Source organism: bacterium (assembly GCA_030699905.1).
Lineage (GTDB): Bacteria > Patescibacteriota > Minisyncoccia > Phycocordibacterales.
Genome location: JAUYKQ010000024.1, coordinates 1 through 21675, shown reverse-complemented (window position 1 = coordinate 21675; position 21675 = coordinate 1). Strand labels below are relative to the sequence as shown.

Here is a 21675-nt window from a genome sequence, read left to right as displayed (position 1 = left end):
TTATAACTCACTGCCCATAACCCATTTTTCTCTTCCTCTTTGTCGGTCGTTAGTCGCTAATTGCCGGTTACTTCTTTTCGGCAGCCCTTCTTCCCGTACCCATGGTCTTTCGCACGTTGCCTCTTCGGGTCCTTGAGTTCGTTTTTGTCCTTTGTCCTTTGGACGGAAGACCTCTGGCATGACGTATCCCTCTGTACGCTTTGATATCTTTGAGCCGTTTGATGTTTCCGGAAACTTCGCGCTTTAAATCCCCTTCCAAGTTTAAATCCTCTACAACTTTGCGGATAGAACTTTCTTCGTCGGCATTTAGCTCTTTTGGCTTCTTTTCCGGCGAAACCTTGGCTTTGGCTAAAATTTTCTCTGCCATTGGAAGCCCGATGCCGTAAAGGGTCGTGAGCCCCACTTTAAGCTTTTTTTCTTCCGGAATTGTGATACCAAATAATCTCATTTCGTGTAGCGTATAGCGTGCAACGTGTAGCGAAAGAGTATTTATACTTTACTTCTTTCTCGCGTTACACGTTACAGGTTATGCGTTTAGTATTATCCCTGTCTTTGCTTGTGTCTTGGGTCGTTAGGACAAATAACATACAAGTAACCCTTTCTTCGGATTACCTTGCATTTCGGACACAATTTTTTAACAGAGGCCTTAACTTTCATTTTTTTACTCTTATAATCTGCGGGTTATCCTGCCCTTTCCGCCATAAGGGTCGGTTTGAATCCTGACCTTGTCTCCGACAAGGACACGAATCCTGTGAATTCTAAGTTTTCCGGCGAGATACGCGAGCATGCTTTCTTCAGTCCCGTCTATTTTCACCCTAAAAAGGGTATTGGGGAGAGCTTCGCTCACGACCCCGGACACTTCTTCCGGTTTTTTGGAATTGTTTGACATTTATTAAGCTCACATCTCTATTCACACAGAATGAGAGAATGTTATCAGAAAACCACTGAAAGTCAAGGGTCGGGAGACCTTTTTCATTTCAGCAGAAGTTTTACATTTATAGATTCAGGGTCGGATGGAAAAGTGTTTCTCCAAAAAGGTTTTATTGCCACACTGTCTACATTTTCTATGGCAGGATAAGCGCTTATAATGGAAGAGACGCGGGCCTTTGACGACCCGACCAGGTCGGCTTTCAGAGCATTTTCATCCACCCATGCCACCACAAGCGGATTTCCCGACAGAGTAAATGACATAGAGCCGTCCGAACCCGACGGGACGCTTCTCATTCGGAAACTTAAGTTCTCAATGTCTTTTATATAGGTATTTACGGACTCAAGTTCACTGCCTGAACCGACTGTTACTTCTTTGCTCAAGTCGCTTTCCTTGAAAATGTATCCTGTAAACACCACCTTTTCTGACAATACCACGGAGTTACCCTCAACTTTCTCCGGCAATGTCTCAAAGCGCAAATTGGCCGCTTTCTCGTAAAAAACAAAACCTTCGGGTATTTGAGAACGCGCTTCTCTAAGGATGTCATCTTTAAGCCGATTCTGTAGAGAATTTTTAGTGGACTCTCTCACTTCCTCGGGTACTTTCTTCCTGATGCCTGAAAAACCGCCCGTCATTTCCGTCAAAGAGTTTGCGTAAAATCCTTTAAACCTTTCCGCATCGCTCTTGAAGCCCGGAATCGTAAAATTGACCTTCCCTATGTTGTACTCCTGTCCCGGAAAATCCGCGTAGACGGTAACCTCCAAACTTCCGGGGATGGTCTCGCCTCCTTTGCTCTCTCGGCCGGGAATGGTTACGGACTGGTCTAATCGGTACACAAGACCGTTCGGCGCCTCAAATCTCGTGTTTTTTATAAGACGCTGGGGAGAGGTTGAGTAGTTGTTGTAAACGACTATGTTTCCGGAAGCTTTTTCCTCTATCATTTCCTCCCCGCTCGCGTCCACTTTTTCCGAAAGCGTTTTTTCAAGCGGAATTATTTCGTATCCAAGCGCCGAAGAACTTATGCCTCTTTTTACGCTGAAAGTTTTGTCAATGCTTAAGCGGTCGGTTTTCGGCGCGATAGTTATTGTTGCTCCGGTAAACAAGGCGGAAAGCGCGAAAATCAGAAGAAGAACGCAGACGATACCGAGTATCCATATAAATATCTTTGGGAAACCTCTTCCTCTTTGTCTTTGTCTTCCGCTTCGCGACGTTCGCTCGCCTAAAATCGGCTCGTCTTCTTTGGGTAGAGGACGGCGCGCGCCTCTTTCAATGGAGATGTTTCTTATGGTCCGCTTTTCATGCGGAGGAACGACGTCGGTTACAATATTTCTGTTCATTGTTTAATTTTACTAAATAGTCGAATATTACGCAATCTAAAACTCACACTGATCTTCTTTGCCATAAACTGTTTAGAAAAACCGCCTCCATGGCTAAAAAGTGGTCGTTGTGATTTTCTTTGTCGGACTGTTCTTGGTTTTTTAAAAACAATTCGTCCACAATTTTCACGTTTAAAGGATTGTCGCTGAATATGAGCTCCTTCATGTCCATGTTTTTCAGGATAAAAGTAAAGACGGACACCGTGTCACGGTCAGTGGTTATAAAAACGTCCTTCGGAAGAAATATTTCTTTTGAAAATTTTTCAAAAATCGCCATAAGTTCCATTCTCCACGCTTCTGTCGCCACCTCCGCCGCTGTCTTGAGTTTTTCGGAAAAGTCCTTGCCCGAAGCGTATTCGTTAAGCAGTGATACTACAAGATGCGGAGGCACGTTATCCAGTTGGGCTGACGTTCTACGAAGCAGAGTTTCCCTTCCCTGAGAGAAACTGGCGGTTTTTGTAACCGTGCCTTTTTTGATAGCCATGACTTCCGTGTCCTCTCCACCGACATTTATGAAAACAAAATCATTTTTATCTCCGGCCACTTCGCGCAAAGACAAAAAAGATGCCATGAGAAAAGAGTGCAGTTCAATTTGCTCTATGTCAAGATTCTCTTCAATCACTTTTCGGATTTTTTCGGCAATGGTTCTTGAAGTCACGCTTATTATCAAGGTCATGAAAAATTCCAGCGCCTCCTTGCCGTACGGTTCCGGCGTTTCGTACCCGTTTAGTCGGGTATTTAAAACCTTTCTTTCCACCACTTCAATTTCTTTCTTGTGGTCATTTGCTCGTCCGTCGCTCCACAAGCTGTTTTCAAAGCTGACTTCTTCGGCGCGGATTTTTTGATTTAAAAATTCCGAGGTAACGGTAAAAGGGTTTTTTCTTTTTTCAAATACAACGCGGGCGTCGGAGGCGCACCAAGGAGATGACAGGACAACGAAAGCGGTTTTTGGCCTTTTTAAACGCAAAGCCGTTACCTTGAGCATGCCTCTTTCGGCCACGTCCCTCGTCACCTTATCCAAAGTGGCGACCATGGAGGAAAAAAACTTGGCCGGTTCCAATTGAGAATTTCCTATGATTTTCTCGCGCGCCACTTCAATAAAAACGGGTTCGCGGTTCTTGGAGAACTTTACGACAGAACCTCCCACACTACTGCTTGTAATGTCAAACAAAAAAACCGTTTCCTCTTTTTTCTCGGAAGAGAATAAGCTGTTGGCCATGGGAATATTATACAATATGCCCGTGGCCAAAGCCAAGTGATAAACTGTTTTGAAGAAGATTTATTTTAAAGAAGATTTATGACTTACGAATTATGAATCACAAAAGGCATTTGACACCTGTATAGAGTTATGCCATACTTTATTTAGAAAAGTTGCTTGACATGAAGTCCGGCAATCAACCAAAGGAATTATGAGAAATTGGAAATACGGCTTTGCTTTGATTGACGTGTTGATGTGTGTTGCTATCTTTGGACTTATTGTGACAACGGTCGTGGCTGTTAAAAACCATAGGAGGGTGCTACAGATGGATTTTATTTCCCCGCACCGCGGATACCCGGCGAGCAGTGAGTTGTTACAAGTCGGTACTGTTTATCGGGTAAACGCCTCTATTGTAGAGGAACGCCCATCGAAAACAAATTTCCTTGCGGTTCTGCAGGAAATCAAAGTCATGGCATCGGATTTGTACCTCCACGTCGGTACGAACCGGCTCGTGGAACTTACAAAAGAGCTGTCCCGTGGAAGTTACTACCGGACAGGCAAAAACGCTGGCGGTAAAATCGTTTTTACCGAAGTCGCGCCACCGGTGGCGAAGTAGGGTGAAGCGTATAACGTGTAGCGTGTAAACGCCTAATACTGGTCAGTATTAGGCGTTTTTTCGTTTAACACTCTTGAATTACGAAATACGGCAGGCGCCCCCCACGAGGAAAGTCACAAAAAAGTGACTAAGACCGGGCAAGCGCCCTTGGAGCGCTTCGCCATGCCGTAGCCTTGGCGAAGGATGGGTCACTTTTTTGGGAGCTTTCCGAGTGGGGGGAGCATGTGTTTAGTAATTCACAGTTAATGCCACTGACTCTTTCCCCTCCGGTCCTACCCCAAAACGGCTTTTATTCTTCTGATTCCGGCGGATACGGCTTCCTCTTTTACGATTTTAAAGTTACCTAAAATGCCGGTTTCCGTAACATGCGGTCCGCCACAAAGTTCCATGCTGACAACTCCGGTTTTTTCATCGCCTATGCTGTAAACCTTTACCACGTCGGAATATTTATCGGTAAAAACACCGATTGCTTCTTTTTTTCTCGCTTCTTCAATGGACATTTCACAAAAAGTTACCGGCAAATTTTCTTTTATTTTTTGATTAACTATTTTCTCCACCTCTTCTTTTTGTTCAGCGGTCATTTTTTGAGGATAAGAAAAGTCAAACCGCAAACGTTCCGCGGTTATGTTACTGCCCTTCTGGCCTACTTCTTTGCCTAAAACTTGCCTCAAGGCGCAGTTTAAAAGATGTGTCGCGGTATGATACTTGAGCGACATCTCACTGGTATCGGCCAGTCCCCCCTTGAACTTTTTTTCAGCGCCTTTTCGGGAAATTTCCTGATGCTTTTGAAATTCTTTGAGAAAACCTTCCTTGTCAACCTTTTTACCTTCTTCCCCCGCGAGCTCCACCGTCATGTCTATGGGAAAACCGTATGTGGAAAAAAGAGTAAAGGCGTCAGTGCCGGAAATTACGGGGCTTTCCAGTTTTTTGAACTCTTTGAGTCCTGCTTCCAAAGTCTTCCGAAAACGCTCCTCTTCTTTTCTGAATTCGGTTTGTATGAATTCCTGTTTTCCCTGAAGGGTCGGATATGTTTCGCCGTAAGCGGTAACCATGGAAGGTACGAGCGCGGACAGCCCCTCCCGCGCTCCTAAAATGTCCAAATGTCGTACCATACGACGGATCAAGCGACGGACAAAATATCCATGTTCCGTATTGGAAGGCAACACTTCATCAAAAAGGAGAAAAACAGCCGCTCGAAAATGGTCTGCTATTATTCTAAATGACCTTGTAAATTCCGCGTCCGCATAGCGCTTACCCGACATTTCCTCTGTCTTTTTTATTACACTCTCAAATACGTCAAGCAGAAACACGTCTTGGCCGGATTTCGCGGCCGCTACGCGCTCTAACCCACCGCCGAAATCCACGTTCGGTTTTGCCAAAGTGTCAAATCCGCCCGTGTCGTTTTTTACGTACACCATGAAAACGCAATTGCCTATCTCTATAAATCGGCCACAATCGCAGTTTGGATGGCAGTGCTTACCATATCTACTGTCATGCTCGGTGCCAAAATCATAGAAAACTTCCGAGCTCGGACCGCCCGGCTCTCCGACGGGCATTTTATCCGGCACTCCCGAGCGACTCCACCAATTCTTCTTTGTATCATAGTAAAATATTCGGCCTTCTTTCATTCCGCCTCTTGCGCCTTCGTCCTCTGACCCGACATAAACATCCTTGGCCTCAATTCCCTTCTCGGAAAAAAGTCGTTTCCAGATAGAGACAGCTTCGTCGTCTTTGGGTATTTTGGTCTTCTCATCGCCGGCAAACACTGTCACATAAATCCTCCGCGGGTCAAGCCCTATTTCAGCAGTCAAAAATTCAAAAAACCAAGGTATCTGCTCCTCTTTGAAATAGTCGCCTAAAGACCAGTTGCCGAGCATTTCAAAAAAAGTCGTATGCCTGTTGTCGCCTATTTCGTCTATATCCTCCGCCCGAAAACATTTCTGCGAATTGACGAGCCGATTGCCCTGCGGGTGTTTTTCACCTAAAAGATACGGAATAAGTGGCTGCATTCCGGAACTTGTAAAAAGAGTTGTCGGGTCGTTTTCAGGCACGAGAGAAGAAGACGGGATTTCCGAATGTCCTCTTTTTTTAAAAAAATCTATATATTTTTGTCTTACCTCGTTTAACGTCATAGTTTTAAATATCTTTACGCGTACTCTTTGTGTTCCGTATCCACGTTAAGGATTAAGGATTACCTCGTATAGGAATTACCTCGTATATTTATAGCATTTTTACTGCCATAAAAAAAGCCGCGAGACGAAGGACAAGTCCTTTGTCTCGTGGCTCTCACTTTTAAATTGCGATTTTTCAAACTCCCGCGGTTCGCGCCATTATTTCCAAAACATAACCGCCGACTATCAATGTGATACCGATAACAACATACATTCTCTCTCTTTTCATGTATCGTACAACATTCGCGTCAATACTTTTCTCTTTCATTATGTGCATGTGCACTGAAAAAACAACAAGGGCGATCATGACGTCGCCCACGACTTTCATTGTGGAGGCAATTAAGAAAAGGTCGGGCATCGTTTTATTTTATCATATACTCCGGTTTCGCGGTACATCTTCGCGTCTTTCAATAGATCCGATTTCAAAAGAGTTGGCGGTCATCTGTCCAAAAGTTTTCTTTGATTTCTATTTATCCACCAGTCGTCTTTTTTGTCTGAAAACCACCAATCGTCGGAATCGGTTTTGAGTATTTCTTTTACTACCTTTTTTCCGCTTTCGGTTTTCAGACGCTTGACCGCCGATTTTATCCACTCTTTTGCTCTGACATTTCCGATATCAACTTGTTCCTTGAGAGTGGTAATCCACTCCAAATTGTCAGCGTCTTTGGCAATGAGGGCTTCTTTGGTTTGGCGTTCTTCATACTCTCCTATCGTGTCCAAAACATCCTTGCCGAAAGGAATGTTGGCGGCCAAATCTTGTACCGCCTGTCCCTCGTCTTTGGTCACGTACTTTTGATGAACATAGTTTAAATCAGAAACTCGCGCTTCCGGCAGGTCATGCAAAAGACACATTTTTAAAACCTTAAGAACATCCGCGTCTTTTTCCATAGAAGCAAGGGCGTACCCGATATATATCACGCGACAAGTATGCTCCGCCACGCTCTGCTCTCCGGTACCCAAAAAATGAAAACCGCTTCGCGGGGTTTTTGCCAACGTCCCGACTTCAAAAAAGAAATCAGCAATGTGTTTTTCGGGAGAAGCCATACATTTTTATAAATTTTACGTTTAAAAAGATGCTACTCCTTCCTCTGCTAAAATTCGCCTTTTCATTTTGTTCCCCCTGTTATATCCTCCGGCATTGCCGTTTGAACATATTACCCTGTGACAAGGTATTTTCTTGTCGTGGTTTCTGTTTAAAATGTTGCCAACGGCTCGAAATGCCATCGGACTGCCTGCCCTTATTGCGACTTCTTTGTAAGAGCAAGTTTTTCCTTTGGGTATTTCTTTTACCGTAGCCAAAACTTTTTCACGGAAACTTTGTTTTGTGTTCTCTTTTCTCATGTCGCTTAGCTTGAGTGACAAAGTTCCCGGCTCTCTTTTACGATTTCGTCAATTCTGTCTTTTTTAATTCCCAACTGTCCGAGTTCTCCGCTTTTCTCGACGAGAGAACTGCAAAGAACCATACCAGAGTTTAAAAGAGCTGTCTTTTCGTGTTCAGTAATGGAAGTCAAAGCGGTAATGGGATGAAGTTTCGCCTCTTCTATCATTTCCCGCAAATTTCCTCTCTGCGGATAGCTCCAGCCGATAAGAGTAAGTCCGGAACACTCACCGTATTGTATGGCTTGCGAAGTAAATTTAGTGTTGGTGACAAGCCAACCGTCGGTCGGTTTAAAGCTGTCCGTCTCCGACGCTTCGCCTAAATCAGTAAAACGGGCTTTTACGTAAAGAGCCACTTTGAGGTCGGTTTTAAATCTGTGCTCCTTGTGAAATTTCGCCTCGGCCATTATTATTTTGTCTCCTTTTTTTGCGACCAAGTCCACCTCGTGTTCCACGCATTTGCCCTTTAAAATAACTCCGGTTTTTACGTCCCGAAAACCGCTTCTTTTAAAAAGCTCGGCTAAAAATTTCTCAAAAGGAAAACCGGAAGGGCCGAGAGCGGCGACGGCGCGTTTCAACGAATATCTGGAGGCCATCGGTTTTTGCGTTTTTTCCAAAATAGCAAAAGCATGTCTGTAAATGTCCTCGGTCGCCATGCCATTTACCAGTTCGTTCTCTATGTGCCTTACGATTGTATCAGTAGTTTGAGAGTCCGCTCCGGCGCGCGAAAGCGATGAAAAAAGTTTCTCCCTGTCAAACTGCTCTTCGGTGCCGTCCGCTTTTATAACATTTAAAATTACGCCTGACATCTCTGTAGTATATCACCAAAGTTGAACTGAAAGAAAAAAATGCTGAATGTTTTCTCAAGTGTCAAATACGTGGTCTTCAGCGCCTGATTTTAAGGCATGTCAATAATGCCTCCACCCATAAGTTCAAGTTTTCGGCCCGAGTAAATGACCGCCGATTGGCCGACTGTCGGATACCGCCCGTTTTCTTCAAGTTTAAGTCGGAGAGTTTTTTGTTTTCTGTTGAACGCCGTTATGACGCAGTCCGAAAGCTCTTCTCTATAGCGAAATCTTGTCTTGAAAGTTTCTCCCTCTTGAGGTAGTTTTTCCGAAAGCCAATTTACTGAAGAAAGAAAAACTTCTTGTCTGTCCGCGTTTGAGATTTCACCTTTATGCGCGTTTGTCCGTGATGAAACGGTTATGGTATTTTTCTTCATGTTCTTTGACACGACGTACATTCGAGAGCTGTCTTCCGTTCGTTTTGCCTGCGCTTTACCGGTGTTTATTTTAAACCCATGCCTTTGTCCCAAAGTGAAAAAAATAGCTCCGTCGTGGATTCCTATCTCTTCGCCTTTTTCGTTTAAAACCTTTCCGGACTTTGCTTTCGCGTACCGGCCGAGAAACTCTTTCATGTCCACTTTACCTATAAAGCAAAGTCCCTGACTATCTTTTTTTTGGGCTGTAGGCAAGCCGAATTTCCTTGCGAGTTTTCTCACCTCGGTTTTCTCCATATTACCCACCGGAAACATGATATGTGGCAATTGTTCTTTTTTAATTTGCCATAGGAAGTAGCTCTGGTCCTTCTGAGAGTCGGAACTCTCATGTAACGTGTAACTTGTAACATGTAACATCTGATTCGCTAAATTTCCTGTTTTCTTCTGTTCCATGTTGCGTGTTCCGTGTTCCATGATTCGCGCATAATGGCCAGTGGCAACGAAATCGGCGCCGTTTTGAATAGCCCATTCATAAAACACGCCGAACTTTACATAAGCGTTGCACATAACATCGGGATTCGGCGTTCTGCCCTTGCCATACTCGTCAACCATATAGTCCACCACGCTTTTTTTGTAAATCTTCTCGGCATTAAATTCCAAAAACGGGATTTCAATATGAGCGCAAACTCGCATCGCGTCTCGGCGATCTTCCGTCGTCGTGCATTTCATCCAGTCAGGTTGCCAGACCTTTATAAAAACGCCGATAACGTCGTATCCGGCCTCCTTTAAAAGCGCCGCTGAAACAGACGAATCCACTCCACCGGAGAGTCCGACGAAAACTTTTTTCTTTCTCATACTTGACATAATAACCTATACGTGCTATTTTTGCAAAAGTTCTTTGCTCTGAAAGAGAAAAAACCAACGTACCCAGAAAGGAATCAAAATGAAAATCAACGGAAAGTGTGATTCGGGAACGACCTTCACAGTTGAAGTTGCGAAAGAAGTTGAAAGAGAGATTACCGAAAGCGAAAACCACTCGCCCAACGGTTTGGCGGTTGAAGCGGAGATGAGAGAACTCGTCTCCATTCTTATCTCGCTTCTTGAGGTCGCCTTTAGGCGACCGGAACCGGAGTGAAGAGAGTTCCTAAACATCATGTCGGGGAGCATTAATGAGCTGGCAGATAAGTTCCAGATCGAAATTGCCCGCATGATGAAAGAGCAGAAGTGGCGGGTGGCGCAAAATTGAAGCCCGCAAACTTTTGAATGCGACAGGAATTAAATCCCTGTCGCATTTTTCTTTGGAAGAAAAGTTTCAATATCCGGTGTCTCGCCTTTCGGCACTTTCGGTTTTTTTTACTTTTTGTCTGATTTTATGTAATATTTCCGTCAGAACCTGAACATTGAGCAAAAAGGAACAAAGTGAAAAAGAAAGTGTTACTTGTCGGCGGTGGCGGTCGTGAACATTCGATTGCGCGGAAACTCTGTCAGTCACCGGAACTGGGTCAACTCTATGTAGCCCCCGGAAACGTGGGGACAGCACAAGTCGCGGAAAACGTTCCGATTGCGGCCATGGACATTGGCGGCCTTTTGGCCTTCGCTCTCAAGAAGGAAGTTGAATTAACCGTTGTGGGGCAGGACGACCCACTGGCCTTCGGCATCGTTGACGAGTTCCAAGCGAATGGCCTGAAGATTTTTGGGCCGACCAAAGCGGCGGCGCAGATTGAGGCATCAAAGGCCTTCTCTAAAAGGATGATGAGAAGGTGCGGAGTGCCGACATCGCCGTTCTATGTTTACACCCATTACGATCGGGCGTTTGATAAAATTTGCGGACACTTCTATCATCATGAAGAAACTCCTATTGTCGTAAAGGCCTCGGGACTCGCTCGAGGAAAGGGAGCGTACGTGTGCCACGATTTCAATACCGCCGAGCGGGCGCTTGACGAGATAATGATAGAGCGTCGTTATGGAAACGCCGGCGATGAAGTCATTATTGAAGATTTCGTCAGGGGCCCAGAAGTGTCTGTCCATGCGTTCTGCGATGGCAAGTCGTTCAAGTTGTTCCCGTCAGCCCAAGACCATAAGCAGGTTTCTGACGGCGACATTGGACTAAACACCGGAGGAATGGGTGCCATTGCACCGGTGCCGTGGTTTGACAGCTACAGCGAAGTGAGCGCGCAAATCGTCGGTCCGATTCTTGAAGGACTTCGGAAAGACGACTCGCCGCTTGTCGGCATTCTATATCCCGGACTCAAAATACCGGAGACAGGAACGAAGGTCTTGGAGTTCAACGCTCGGTTTGGCGACCCCGAGACGCAGGTCTATATGCGTCTTTTGAATACAGACCTGCTTGGCATTTTGGAGGCCTGCGTGGAGGGACGGCTCAACGAAATCAATATTGAGTGGAATCCGGGCTTCGCCGCCTGCATCGTGATGGCTTCGGGTGGCTACCCGTCACCTGATTACAAGAGTGGGTTTCCGGTAACCGGCATAGACGAAGCCGAAAAGCTACCCGGAGTCGTCGTGTTCCACGCGGGGACAAAACAGGTTGGCGGTCATCTTGTCACATCCGGCGGACGCGTCCTTGCTGTTACGGGTATCGGCGAGACGCTTCAAGGAGCGATTGACCTCGCCTACGAAGGTGTCAAACGTATCCACTTTAAAGGAGCCCATTACAGGAAGGATATTGGGTCGAAATCTCTCGGTCTGTGAAGATGTGCTCATTTCTAAAAATCAAGGCCTGCGTTCCAAAAAACGCAGGCCGATTTATTTGCATTTTTCCGTGAAGGTAGTAACCTTGACTCTGGAAACCCGTGTGGGTTATCTTCGCCTGAAATATGGCGATTTCGCACATTGCACAATTCAATAACCGATATGAATGACTCAATAAGCGTCTCGGAACGACTCATCGTTGCCGCGGACTTCTCACCGGTGCCAGGAGGTCGCGTGGGTGTCAGATCCGAAGTAGTCCAACTTGCCAACGAACTTGGCGAGCTTGGGGTAGTTATTAAGGTCAACTCCGTGCTTCGCGCGTGGGGGTATGAACTCATTGACGAATTGCGCGACCGCGGTGTTCGCGTCTGCGCAGACCTTAAGCTCGTGGACATACCGCAGACACTGAAGCTTGACGGAGAGTTTCTCCGCGAATCGCGTCCTGACTTCGTTACTATGATGTGTAACGCCGAGATTGACGGTATGTTCGCGCTCAAAGACGCAGTGCATCCCGATACAAAAATCCTGGGTGTTACCGTCCTTACGTCCTTGAAAGAGGACCTCTGCCGACAGGTGTACAAAACCCCGGTCAAATCAGGAGTGCTCGGATTCGCGCGTAATGCGAAATCTGCGGGATTATGGGGACTCGTATGCGCGCCGATGGAAGCGGAGTTTTTAAGCACGCGGCGTGAACTTCAGGGACTCAATCTCTGCACGCCAAATATCCGCTACGACTGGGCGGAGGATAAGAAAGACGACCAGGACAAACTTCGTGCCGCGAGTGCAGGATTCGCCGTCACCCACGGTGTAACCTGCGTGATTGTCGGCAGGCCGATTCTCAACGCCAAACTAACGGAAGACAGAAGCAAGCCGCAAAGTCACCGACAGGCGGCAGAATGGATTCTCCAAGACATTGAGGATTCGCTTGCAAAGAAGGCGGAAATCGACCAACTGAATAAGTTCACATCAACATGGGAATCTCTAAAAAAGGAAATACCATGAAGCGGTTCAACAAGTTCAAAGGAATCGACTGAAAGGAAAGGTAGCGAAATGAAAAATATTACACCACGAGAAAACACATACCTCAAATCACTCGCGAAACAATGCAACGCCCTCTACATTTGCCCTAAAAACGCGGAAGGCAAACGGACAGGAACCCTCGTTCCGTACGCCGGAAAAGACGCTAAGGGAAGAAACTTAGTCGGCGACTGCTACTTCAACTTCAGACGGATTGAAGAAAACGTGGGAGCGGTGATTGACTTTGCTAAAGCCATAAGAGACGCGCTTGTAGAGAACGGTTTGATGGACAGTTTTGACACTGTCTGTGGCATACCGCAGGGTGGAAGGACCCTTGCTCAAGAAGTCGCTTGGCTCACCAACCGCCGGTTCGTGTACGCGGACAAGAAAGCGAAGCCCGCGGAGGCGAGCAAAAAACAGGAGTACGACTGGGACTTGTCCCAGTTTAGCTTCAAAGCCGGTGAACGTCTACTTGTCGTGGATGATCTTCTAAACAACCTCCAAAACACCGACAACACACTGGAGCAAATAGCTAAAACAGGGGCGCAAGTTGTTCTTTTGGGAACGGCTCTCAACCGTTCTCCGTTTGCCGACAAATCATACACACCGAAAAGTGGGCCGTATGAGGGACAGGTTCTCCCGATCGTGGCGGCTATCCGCGAGCCATATCCGGAATACGAACAGGACGACCCGGAGGTTGCGTCGGACATCGCCTGCGGAAACATTGAATGGGAGGTAAAGAAAAACTGGGGACGGCTGATGGCGGTAATGAATATCGGTCGTCCTCTTGAAAGAGGCGTAATCAAATTGGAGTGGCTCCTTCATGAGGATAACCGGCTAACCGCTTACAAATGAAGCAGGTTAGAAAGGTAGCAAACAACGCGGTGACAGCGCGTTGTTTTTTTATTCATCGTAACTATCCACTAATCAAATTCGTAGCCAATATTCGTCCCGCCTTGCCTGCTCTTTGTTTGGAAATTGATTCATTAAAAATTGATTGAAAACTTGTCCAGTAGCAAGAAATTAATATTTCTTTGGTACTGGGATTGCAAAATTAAAAATTGAAAATTCTCTCATCCTTGACTTTTATCTGACCAGCTGTACCATGTCTCTGGAGAGGTTGCCAATGAAAAAAACAAATATGAAACGGCTGAAAGTTCTTCTTACAGATCGGGACAGGAAAAGTATTCCTGTCCCGACCGAATATAGGACGGCGGACACTGAAAATTACAGCCCGCAGATGAAGGAAACGGTCGTGGACGAGGTCTGCATGGCCGTCAGAACTTTGGAGGAGGCAGGCATCTACTGGAGAGCGTGCGTGGACAGCCATGCGTTCACTTCAGGTGAAAAATCACTTCTGACACTGCTTGCCGACGCGGGGGTTCACTCCTACCGTTTTTCCGAAGGGTTCCAAGGGGTTTGCGAAACAAGCACGGCTCCGAAAGGTGTGGCGACCAGAGAAAATCAAAAGGCGCTGCTTCGGCGCAGAGTTTGGGTCTCTGCCATGACATTTTCCATGATTCTGGAGAACCGAGCGGAAGAAGACCATCCTATGTTCGTCCCCCGTTTCGTGGCAGTGAGTAGAAACGCCTGATTTTTACCACATGCCAAAGCCAAACGTTCCGAATTTTCGGAACGTTTTTAATTTTTATCCAAATACTTTCTGTTTTCCTTATGCTGGTCAAAGTTGGAGGCATAGTACATTCTTCCGGCCCTGTCCGAAAGATAATACAGAAACGATGACTCAATCGGCGTTATGGATGCTTTTATTGAGGCGAGACCGGGGTTTGTTATCGGGCCTTTCGGCAGTCCGGAATATCTGTAGGTATTATATGGTGAGTCAAATTTCAAATCCTCCAAAGTTACCTCGTAAGTATTCCTGTTTAAAATGTAAGGAAAAATGGCGTCAATCTGCAGTGGCATGCCGATGTCCAACCTTTTCCATAAAATTCCGGCTATTGTTCTGCGCGACTCTTCGGTCCTCGCCTCTTTTTCCAAAAGCGAAGCCATGGTTACGACTTCCTGTAGTGTTTTTCCGAAATTTTCAATGTCCGGCAAAAGAGGCCCGACTCTTTTTTGAAAATTTCCCTCCAAAACGCCTATAACAAAGTCGGGGCTCGCGTTTACGGGCAACTTGTAGGTATCGGGGAAAAGATATCCCTCCTTGGGTTGGGCTTTTTTTATAAATTCCACTGAGTCAAAGTCCCGAAGATGCTTTTGCAAGAGAGCGGCCAGCTCAAAAGTATTCGTGCCTTCAGGAATGGTTATCTGCACTTGTTCCACGCCGTAATCTCCCGAGTATATTCTGGAGGCCACCTCTAAAAGTGATTGGGGAGAAGCAAAATAATAGTCCCCCGCCGCCGCTTTTTTCTCGCCACCTTTTATTATTATGAAATTTCTAAACCAAGTAGGAGAGATTATGACGCGCTCGTCGCGCAGAATTTCGGAAATGTCCTTAAGTGTCGCTCCGCTTTTTATGCGTATAATCTTGCCTTCAGCGAAATCAGGTGGCGGTTGCAAAAAAAAGCCGTGAAAAACGGCCGGCAGAAACAAAAGCAACCCTAATGTTTTTATGAAGCGGTTTTTCATCTTTATATGGGAAGATTTGCCGGGGCTTCGGATTTCTTTGATGCTATTCGAGTAAACGTCGGCGTGGCCGCCACTCCACCCGGAAGATGGTATATGGTAGCAAGCTCTTCAGTGGTCAAGATAAAAGGTTTGCCGGGTTTTGGCAAATAGTTTTTAAAAGGAGGGTAGAAAAAGGAACGTCTCTTGTACGCTTCCAGCATAAGTTTTTCTCTTCTTGTTCGGCGTTTTCTTTTATAGTCCTCCCAAGGATAATCAAAGTCGGTAAACGAACCCAATTTAAAACCGTTCAAGTTCGGCGAACTGTATTGCCTGAAAGTGGCTATAAGACCGTTTATGCTTATCGGCCTAAACGCTTCGTTTTTTGCAAAATATCCACCGCGGATGATGGTCTCAAAAGGATATTTATCAATGCTTCTTTCTATGGCTTTTATCGCGTCGGTTTGCCCGGGTGTCAAATTCGGAAACTTGCCTATGGTTTGTCCTTCGGCATTTTTTATTTCCTCCACTCCCGATTGCTGAATGTTTTTAATCTCCGTTAAGGCGCCTTCTTTCCAGTCGCCTTTAGACAAAATGCGACCATCTTTGAAACCCTCTTTTTTATGGGCCTGAATTATTATCTGTATCCAAGCATATTCACCCTTCCGAAGTGAGCCCAAATATTCAAGAACAGCAGTCATGGGTTCTATTTTATGTTCTTCTTTTGGGTCTTTATCAAGCCCGTAGTCAACATATGTTTTAATAGGATACGGGTCGGGCTTTTCCAGCATAAAATAGGTCAGCCACATGGACCAAATGTTAAGGTCGTGGTGAATCATGGTCGTGTAGTCAGGAACCTCGTATATTTCAATGTTCGGATATTGAGCGTACAGCTGGGCTTCAATAAAGTCCTTCCATTTTACCGGTGTCCATATAAAAAATTTGACTTGGCCCTCGAGGGATGCCAATTCAAAAGAGTACCAAGGCCTGACTTTTCCTCCCCAGTACGTTTCAAGTTCCGTAGCCGCTCCGGTCTGCCATAGTTGAGCGAAAAATATTTCCATGCCACGGGGCGATTTCAGAATTTCTTTCGGCAATTTTATCTCCAAAACCGAAAAACCCTGCTTCAGAATATAGTCGGACCTTATGTAGACCATCCACAACTGCCAGAAAAGAACAAGGAGAAGAAGAGGCAACCAGATGGGCGCCAAGAGATACAGTACCTCCAAGATATCGGCGTAAAGCTCTAATCTGAACGTTGCGTAAAATTGCCCGAGCAGTTCCTTAAACATGCCTATATGATATGCCAACAAGAGCAAACCTTCAACCAACAACTTTATCTTTCAAAGAAAAGAGTTATTTTTTAACAGAGTAAGTACCGTCTGAATTTTTCTTGAAATGAGAGGGGTTTTGCAGATTTACAATGATGGTGTTTTCTTTAACGTAGCGTTCCTTTAACACTTTCTCCACGATTTTGTCCTTTGTCAAAGGGCCGTTTTTCTGAAGTATTGATTTGATAACGTCTTTGACTACGCCACTCGCGTAACCCCATTCTGTAAGAGCGTAAAGTCCTCGTCCCACCAAGACAAACCTCGGGTCTTTGATGAGTTCGTTGTGAGTCGTGGCCACATGGGCTTTTCGTCCAAAAATTTTCTCAATGGCTTTCGCCACTTCTCGAAAATGTATGGGGGAACCGTGCTTTCTTATGACCAGAAAGGCGTAATCACGCATGCCCTTGGCTTTTACATTGGGAGAGGTGGACAGTCCCCATTCTCCGAGTTGATTCTTTCCAATGACCTTTGATATGTTCAGCCATCTTTTCACCACTTCAGGATCTTTATGATGGACGGCAACTTCTTCCACGTGTCCCAGAAACGTAGCGATAATATCCAATTCCGAAACAAGGTCTTTGCTTGTAAGATTTTTGTAAAGTTTGCTCAATGCCTCATGAACCCTTTTGGACAATCCCTCGTCAATATGCCATCGGTGCTTGAAATTTTCGTCCTCTTTTTCTTTTACAAATTCATCGCCTAAAACCATAAGGAAATGAATATGGTTCTGAAGTCCCTTATCTTTTGGAGAAACGTGCTCCAGGAGGTCCTCCTCGGCGATAACGCCCCCAAGCTGGTCAATTAAAGCACGCAGTTCGTTAAACACAGGTCGCTCTTTTTGGAATACGTCTGACTTTTTGATGCTGGCCACCGCGTAGTTCTCTATCTGCCGAACACGCTCCCTTGTAATGCCGTATTTTTGGCCTATCTTTTCAAGGGTATGCCTGTCTGTTTCTTTGCCTAAACCGAACCTACCAGTCAAGACGTCGCGAGCCCGTTCGGGCAAGACGGAAAGAAATTTTTTTACGACCTGTTTTGGTTTTGTTTCAAGTTTATTCATATCTTTGAGATATTTTGATTAAATATGTGTTTATATTTCTATCATATATGGCCCAAAAGTCAAGTACATTGTCAATAAAGGGTGTTCAGAGGGGAAAGTATCTAACCCACAACGATATTCAGGAGCTTGCCGGGAACATAAACGACCTTTTTTATATTCTTGCCATTTATCCACTTTTTTAACGTCTCGTCTGAAAATGCCTTTTCTTTCACCTCTTCCTCTTTAGAATCGCGAGCCAAGTTTGCCGTTGACCTTATTTTTCCGTTGACTTGGAAAACTATCGTGACGGTCGGTTCCTTGGTTTTTTTCTCGTCAAATTCAGGCCACTTTTCAAGGTGTATTGATTTTTTTCGGCCGAGTTCATGCCAGAGTTCTTCTGTTATATGCGGAGCGAAGGGCGCGACGAGTTTAAGTAATGTCTCATAAACCTCCAAAGACACTTTATCTTGTTTTTCCAATTCGTTTACACAAATCATCATTTGGCTTATGGCTGTGTTGAACTTGAAGGCCTCTATATCTTCCCCGACTTTCTTAATAGTCCGATGCAGTAGAGTTTGCAATTTGGTATTTTCGGTTTGGATTTTGTCCGCGATTTTGGGTTTTAAATTTGAGACCTTTTCTTTGAGACGCCACACTCTTTCCAAAAACCTTCTCATGCCGGCAATTCCTCCCATACTCCAAGGGTAGGCACCGACTTCATTGTACGGACCGATAAAAGCAAGACACATTTTGACGCTATCGGCTCCGGCAAACTGCACGTTTCGGTCGGGGTCAACCACGTTGCCTTTGGATTTGCTCATTTTCCGCCCGTCCGGCCCGAGAACCAATCCCCTATTCATTCTTTTTTTATACGGCTCGTTTGCTGTTACAAGTCCTATGTCTCGGAGAGCTTTATAAAAAAATCGTGAGTATAGGAGATGCATTGTGGTATGTTCCGCTCCGCCCAAATATTGGTTTATCGGCATCCACTTCTTTTGTTTTTCCAACGCGCAAAATTCTTTTTCGTTTTCGGAATCAAAATATCGCAGAAAATACCAAGAGGAGTCCACGAAAGTGTCCATTGTGTCCACTTCCGGCTTCCAGCCCTCGCCAAAAATTTTCTCAGTTCTTTCCTTAAGCTCCTTTGAACGAGCAAGCGGTGAAACGCCTGTCGGCTTAAAATCAACGTCTTCAGGCAAAAGCCACGGTAGATGTTCATTTGGCACCGGGTGTGGCTTCCCCTCCGGGTCATAAACTATCGGTATAGGCGTTCCCCAGTATCTTTGTCGCGACAAAAGCCAGTCACGGAGTTTGTAATTCACTTTTCTTGTCGCAAATCCCTTTTTTACTAAAAAATCAATTATGTCCTCTCGCGCCTCGTCCCAACGTCTTCCTTTAAATTCCGTGGGCTCTTCCAAAATCCCGTCAGGTTCTCTGTAAAAAACTTCACACATTTTAATCTTACGAGCCAATGTCGGGTCGCTTGGAAAAAGCACGGGATGCAGAGGGATGCCGTATTTTTTTGCGAATTTGAAATCACGTTCATCGTGGGCACTACAGTTCACTATTCCGGTTCCATATTCGTAGACGGCGTAACTCGCGACCCAAATCGGCAAATCTCTGCCTGTGTTTAAATAATTATCCACATACCTACCGGTAAATACGCCTTCCATGTCTTCATCAACATTAAACTTTTTTGTCGCCTTTTTTTTCTTTATCTTCGTTACAAAATCCTTTACCGACTTTTCATGTTCCGTTCCTCTCACCAGCTCGTCCACGAGGGGATGCTCGGGTGCCATAATTGTGAATGTTTGGGCAGCTTGGGTTTGAGGTATTGAATCATAAACTTCAAATTCCATATCCATTCCTTTAACCTTATTTTTGATGTTTACTCCCTCGCTTCTGCCTATCCAGTTTTTCTGCGATTCTTTTATTTCTTCCGGCCATTCCAGAGAGTCAAGGTCTTTTAACAGGCGTTCGGCGTAGTCCGTTATTTTGAAAAACCACTGCTTTAGCTGTTTCTTCACCACTTCGCTCTCGCACCTATCGCATCTTCCGTCCGCTACCTGCTCGTTTGCGAGAACCGTATTGCACGAAGGACACCAATTTACCTCCGCCTTTTTACGATAAGCCAGTCCTTTTTTAAAAAGTTCCGTAAAAAGCCACTGTGTCCATTTGTAGTATTTAGGGTCGGAAGCCGCCAAGGTTCTTGACCAGTCAAAAGAGTTTCCCATGCTTTTTAGCTGGTTCGTCATGTAGTCAATGTTTCCGGAAGTCCATTCCTTTGGATTTAAATTGTGTTTAATGGCGGCATTTTCAGCGGGAAGACCAAAAGAGTCAAAACCGATGGGAAAAAGAACATTGTAACCTTCCATTCTTTTTTTGCGCGCGAAAATGTCGGGTACCGCAAAAGCGTACCAATGTCCAATATGCAGATTGCCCGATGGGTAAGGATATTCAACCAAAAGACAAAAGTTTTTCTTTCCTTTTTTCTGGTCGGAAATTTTATAAAGGCCGGCTTTTTCCCATTCCTTCTGCCACTTCTTCTCTATTTTTTTATGGTCATAGGTCCTCATGAGAATCAGCTCATTAGTGGGTTAATAATACAACAAGTCCGCGCTTTTTCAAGCAAAACGCAAAATGTCTCTCCATTTTATTCCTTAATTCAAGAAAGTAATTTAATAAGCGCATCCCCGATAGGTTTAAACTCTTTTTTTATCTCTTCTTCAGCAGTTTGTTCTGTCGGACGTTTACCCGTCGCCTCGGTGCGATAGAGAGAACGAATGGGAAAATATATATCAACCGGCTCGCGGACTTTGTCGGTTAAAATGACATCACGTCTTGAAAATTCCACTTTTATACCGTCTCCTGTAGGCAAAAGCAGAGCCCACGCATCCAAAAAATAGGCAGGGATTTCACCGCCGTTTTTTTGAGCAATGTTTGAGTAAAAATCAACCATGAGTTCCACTATCCGCTCTTGCGACAAACTTTTTTCATCTTGTCCGCTTAAGGCGTTTCTCCTTGCCCTGACACCGTCCAACTCTTTCCCGTCAACGAAAAATCCCGTATCACCGCCAAGAACCGCCAAAGTGGTTTTGCCTTTGTAAGCCAAAACCTTATCCCTCGCGTTTTCCACAAGGTTTCCTTCCTCCGGAACTTCAACTGTCGCTATTTTCAGCTCTTCTGGTGTTTTAAAAACAATGGGCCAGTTGTTAACCTTGGCGATTTTCTCAAATCTCGCCTTCTTGCTTTTATTGTTGCTTGCAAGCAAAATTTCAGAATATTTAAAATTCATAATAAATTGCTTTAACACCGCCGTGTCAATTCCGAATTCTATATTCCGACATTACTAAATTTTAAACTCAATCACATCTCCGTCTTTTACCACATACTCCTTGCCTTCCGTCCTCACCCACCCATTTTCACGAGCAGAAGCGTATGAGCCGGCTTCAAGAAGTTTTTCACATTCAATGACTTCCGCTCGCACAAATTTGTCTTTAAAGTCGGTGTGAATCGCCGTTCCGGCCAAAGGGGCTGTCCAGCCGTTTGGTATAGTCCAAGCGCGCGTCTCATCTTCGCCGGTAGTGAAATACGTGATTAGGTTCAGCATTTTGTACCCCTCTTTTATAAGGTCATCTAATCCCTTTTCAAAAACAGGGTCAATTTTTACATACGGCCCCGGTATTTTAGAGACAATTTCCTCTTCGTTCTCCCCCGCCTCCGAAAAGTTCAAAACATACAAAATCGGTTTTAATGTAAGTAAGTTTAATTGTTTTACGAGGAGCTTGTCTTCTTTTGACAGGTCTGCTTCGGTTGCAATCCTTCCCTCTTCCAAAATCGGCTTTATTTTTTCAAGAACGGCTTTCTCGGCTACGGCCTCTTTTACTTGACTCTTGACGTCCTTTTCAACTGACGCGAGCCGTTTTGTTACTGTTTCCAAATCGGCCAAAACAAGTTCCAAATTTATAACTGAAATATCATCTAAAGGGTTGACTTTGCCGGATACATGAATGATGTCTTTATCCTCAAAAGCGCGCACGACTTCGGCTATGGCATCCACTTCTCTGATATGGGTTAAAAACTTGTTGCCGAGACCTTGTCCTTCCGAGGCGCCTTTCACAAGTCCCGC

General features: G+C 45.1%; 23 protein-coding genes. 6 read left to right on the top strand and 17 right to left on the bottom strand.

Translation table 11 applies throughout. The features are described 5' to 3' along the window. Positions 1-67 precede the first annotated feature (67 nt). From rpsM to Q8P86_02935, 5 genes are all read right to left on the bottom strand, one after another. Positions 68-448, bottom strand: a complete 381-nt coding sequence (gene rpsM, locus Q8P86_02955; protein MDP3996624.1) for a 30S ribosomal protein S13 — start codon at positions 446-448, stop codon at positions 68-70. A 92-nt stretch (positions 449-540) separates the two neighbouring features. Next, the gene (rpmJ, locus tag Q8P86_02950; protein ID MDP3996623.1) at positions 541-657 is read right to left on the bottom strand and encodes a 50S ribosomal protein L36; all 117 of its coding nucleotides are present in this window, start codon (positions 655-657) and stop codon (positions 541-543) included. A 10-nt stretch (positions 658-667) separates the two neighbouring features. Next, a complete protein-coding gene (infA, locus tag Q8P86_02945) occupies positions 668-889 on the bottom strand; it encodes a translation initiation factor IF-1 (protein MDP3996622.1) in 222 nt (73 codons plus the stop codon). An 83-nt stretch (positions 890-972) separates the two neighbouring features. Beyond that, positions 973-2265 carry a hypothetical protein gene (locus Q8P86_02940; protein ID MDP3996621.1) on the bottom strand — a complete coding sequence of 431 codons (1293 nt, stop codon included), beginning with the start codon at positions 2263-2265 and terminating at the stop codon, positions 973-975. 43 nt (positions 2266-2308) lie between these two features. Further along, a complete protein-coding gene (locus Q8P86_02935) occupies positions 2309-3523 on the bottom strand; it encodes a hypothetical protein (GenBank protein ID MDP3996620.1) in 1215 nt (404 codons plus the stop codon). Positions 3524-3713: 190 nt separating this feature from the next. On the opposite strand from Q8P86_02935, the gene Q8P86_02930 reads away from it, so the two are divergent. Further along, the gene (locus Q8P86_02930) at positions 3714-4118 is read left to right on the top strand and encodes a hypothetical protein (GenBank protein MDP3996619.1); all 405 of its coding nucleotides are present in this window, start codon (positions 3714-3716) and stop codon (positions 4116-4118) included. A 272-nt stretch (positions 4119-4390) separates the two neighbouring features. Here Q8P86_02930 and Q8P86_02925 read toward each other — a convergent pair whose 3' ends face one another. From Q8P86_02925 to mnmA, 6 genes are all read right to left on the bottom strand, one after another. Continuing rightward, positions 4391-6250 carry an alanine--tRNA ligase gene (locus Q8P86_02925; GenBank protein ID MDP3996618.1) on the bottom strand — a complete coding sequence of 620 codons (1860 nt, stop codon included), beginning with the start codon at positions 6248-6250 and terminating at the stop codon, positions 4391-4393. 175 nt (positions 6251-6425) lie between these two features. Beyond that, positions 6426-6647, bottom strand: coding sequence for a hypothetical protein (locus Q8P86_02920; GenBank protein ID MDP3996617.1), 222 nt, complete (start codon positions 6645-6647; stop codon positions 6426-6428). A gap of 80 nt (positions 6648-6727) precedes the next feature. Next, a complete protein-coding gene (locus tag Q8P86_02915) occupies positions 6728-7333 on the bottom strand; it encodes an HD domain-containing protein (GenBank protein MDP3996616.1) in 606 nt (201 codons plus the stop codon). 21 nt (positions 7334-7354) lie between these two features. Further along, positions 7355-7630, bottom strand: coding sequence for an MGMT family protein (locus tag Q8P86_02910; GenBank protein ID MDP3996615.1), 276 nt, complete (start codon positions 7628-7630; stop codon positions 7355-7357). Between the two features lie 5 nt (positions 7631-7635). Next, the gene (locus tag Q8P86_02905) at positions 7636-8475 is read right to left on the bottom strand and encodes an ATP cone domain-containing protein (GenBank protein MDP3996614.1); all 840 of its coding nucleotides are present in this window, start codon (positions 8473-8475) and stop codon (positions 7636-7638) included. An 89-nt stretch (positions 8476-8564) separates the two neighbouring features. Beyond that, on the bottom strand, positions 8565-9740 hold the full coding sequence (gene mnmA / locus Q8P86_02900; protein MDP3996613.1) for a tRNA 2-thiouridine(34) synthase MnmA: 1176 nt from the start codon (positions 9738-9740) through the stop codon (positions 8565-8567). An 88-nt stretch (positions 9741-9828) separates the two neighbouring features. On the opposite strand from mnmA, the gene Q8P86_02895 reads away from it, so the two are divergent. The 5 genes from Q8P86_02895 to Q8P86_02875 all read left to right on the top strand — a co-directional run bounded on the left by Q8P86_02895 (position 9829) and on the right by Q8P86_02875 (position 14205). Continuing rightward, on the top strand, positions 9829-10020 hold the full coding sequence (locus tag Q8P86_02895) for a hypothetical protein (protein ID MDP3996612.1): 192 nt from the start codon (positions 9829-9831) through the stop codon (positions 10018-10020). Positions 10021-10304: 284 nt separating this feature from the next. Next, positions 10305-11594 carry a phosphoribosylamine--glycine ligase gene (purD, locus tag Q8P86_02890; protein MDP3996611.1) on the top strand — a complete coding sequence of 430 codons (1290 nt, stop codon included), beginning with the start codon at positions 10305-10307 and terminating at the stop codon, positions 11592-11594. Positions 11595-11756: 162 nt separating this feature from the next. Next, positions 11757-12596: an orotidine 5'-phosphate decarboxylase gene (locus Q8P86_02885; GenBank protein MDP3996610.1), complete on the top strand. Its 840-nt coding sequence runs from the start codon at positions 11757-11759 to the stop codon at positions 12594-12596. 48 nt (positions 12597-12644) lie between these two features. Next, a complete protein-coding gene (locus Q8P86_02880; protein ID MDP3996609.1) occupies positions 12645-13466 on the top strand; it encodes a phosphoribosyltransferase in 822 nt (273 codons plus the stop codon). Between the two features lie 286 nt (positions 13467-13752). Beyond that, a complete protein-coding gene (locus Q8P86_02875) occupies positions 13753-14205 on the top strand; it encodes a hypothetical protein (GenBank protein MDP3996608.1) in 453 nt (150 codons plus the stop codon). Positions 14206-14252: 47 nt separating this feature from the next. On the opposite strand, the gene mltG is transcribed toward Q8P86_02875, so the two are convergent. From mltG to Q8P86_02845, 6 genes are all read right to left on the bottom strand, one after another. Then, complete coding sequence (mltG, locus tag Q8P86_02870) at positions 14253-15200, bottom strand: endolytic transglycosylase MltG (GenBank protein ID MDP3996607.1); 948 nt, start codon at positions 15198-15200, stop codon at positions 14253-14255. Positions 15201-15202: 2 nt separating this feature from the next. Further along, entirely contained in the window at positions 15203-16468 is a 1266-nt protein-coding gene (locus tag Q8P86_02865) for a hypothetical protein (protein MDP3996606.1), read from the bottom strand. Positions 16469-16532: 64 nt separating this feature from the next. Continuing rightward, the gene (locus Q8P86_02860; protein ID MDP3996605.1) at positions 16533-17567 is read right to left on the bottom strand and encodes a sigma factor-like helix-turn-helix DNA-binding protein; all 1035 of its coding nucleotides are present in this window, start codon (positions 17565-17567) and stop codon (positions 16533-16535) included. 101 nt (positions 17568-17668) lie between these two features. Further along, positions 17669-20122, bottom strand: coding sequence for a leucine--tRNA ligase (gene leuS / locus Q8P86_02855; protein ID MDP3996604.1), 2454 nt, complete (start codon positions 20120-20122; stop codon positions 17669-17671). Positions 20123-20211: 89 nt separating this feature from the next. Continuing rightward, positions 20212-20841 (bottom strand): non-canonical purine NTP pyrophosphatase, encoded by a 630-nt coding sequence (locus tag Q8P86_02850; protein MDP3996603.1) that lies wholly within the window; start codon positions 20839-20841, stop codon positions 20212-20214. A gap of 54 nt (positions 20842-20895) precedes the next feature. After that, positions 20896-21675 (bottom strand): DUF933 domain-containing protein (locus Q8P86_02845; GenBank protein MDP3996602.1); only part of this gene is annotated, 780 nt, incomplete at its 5' end.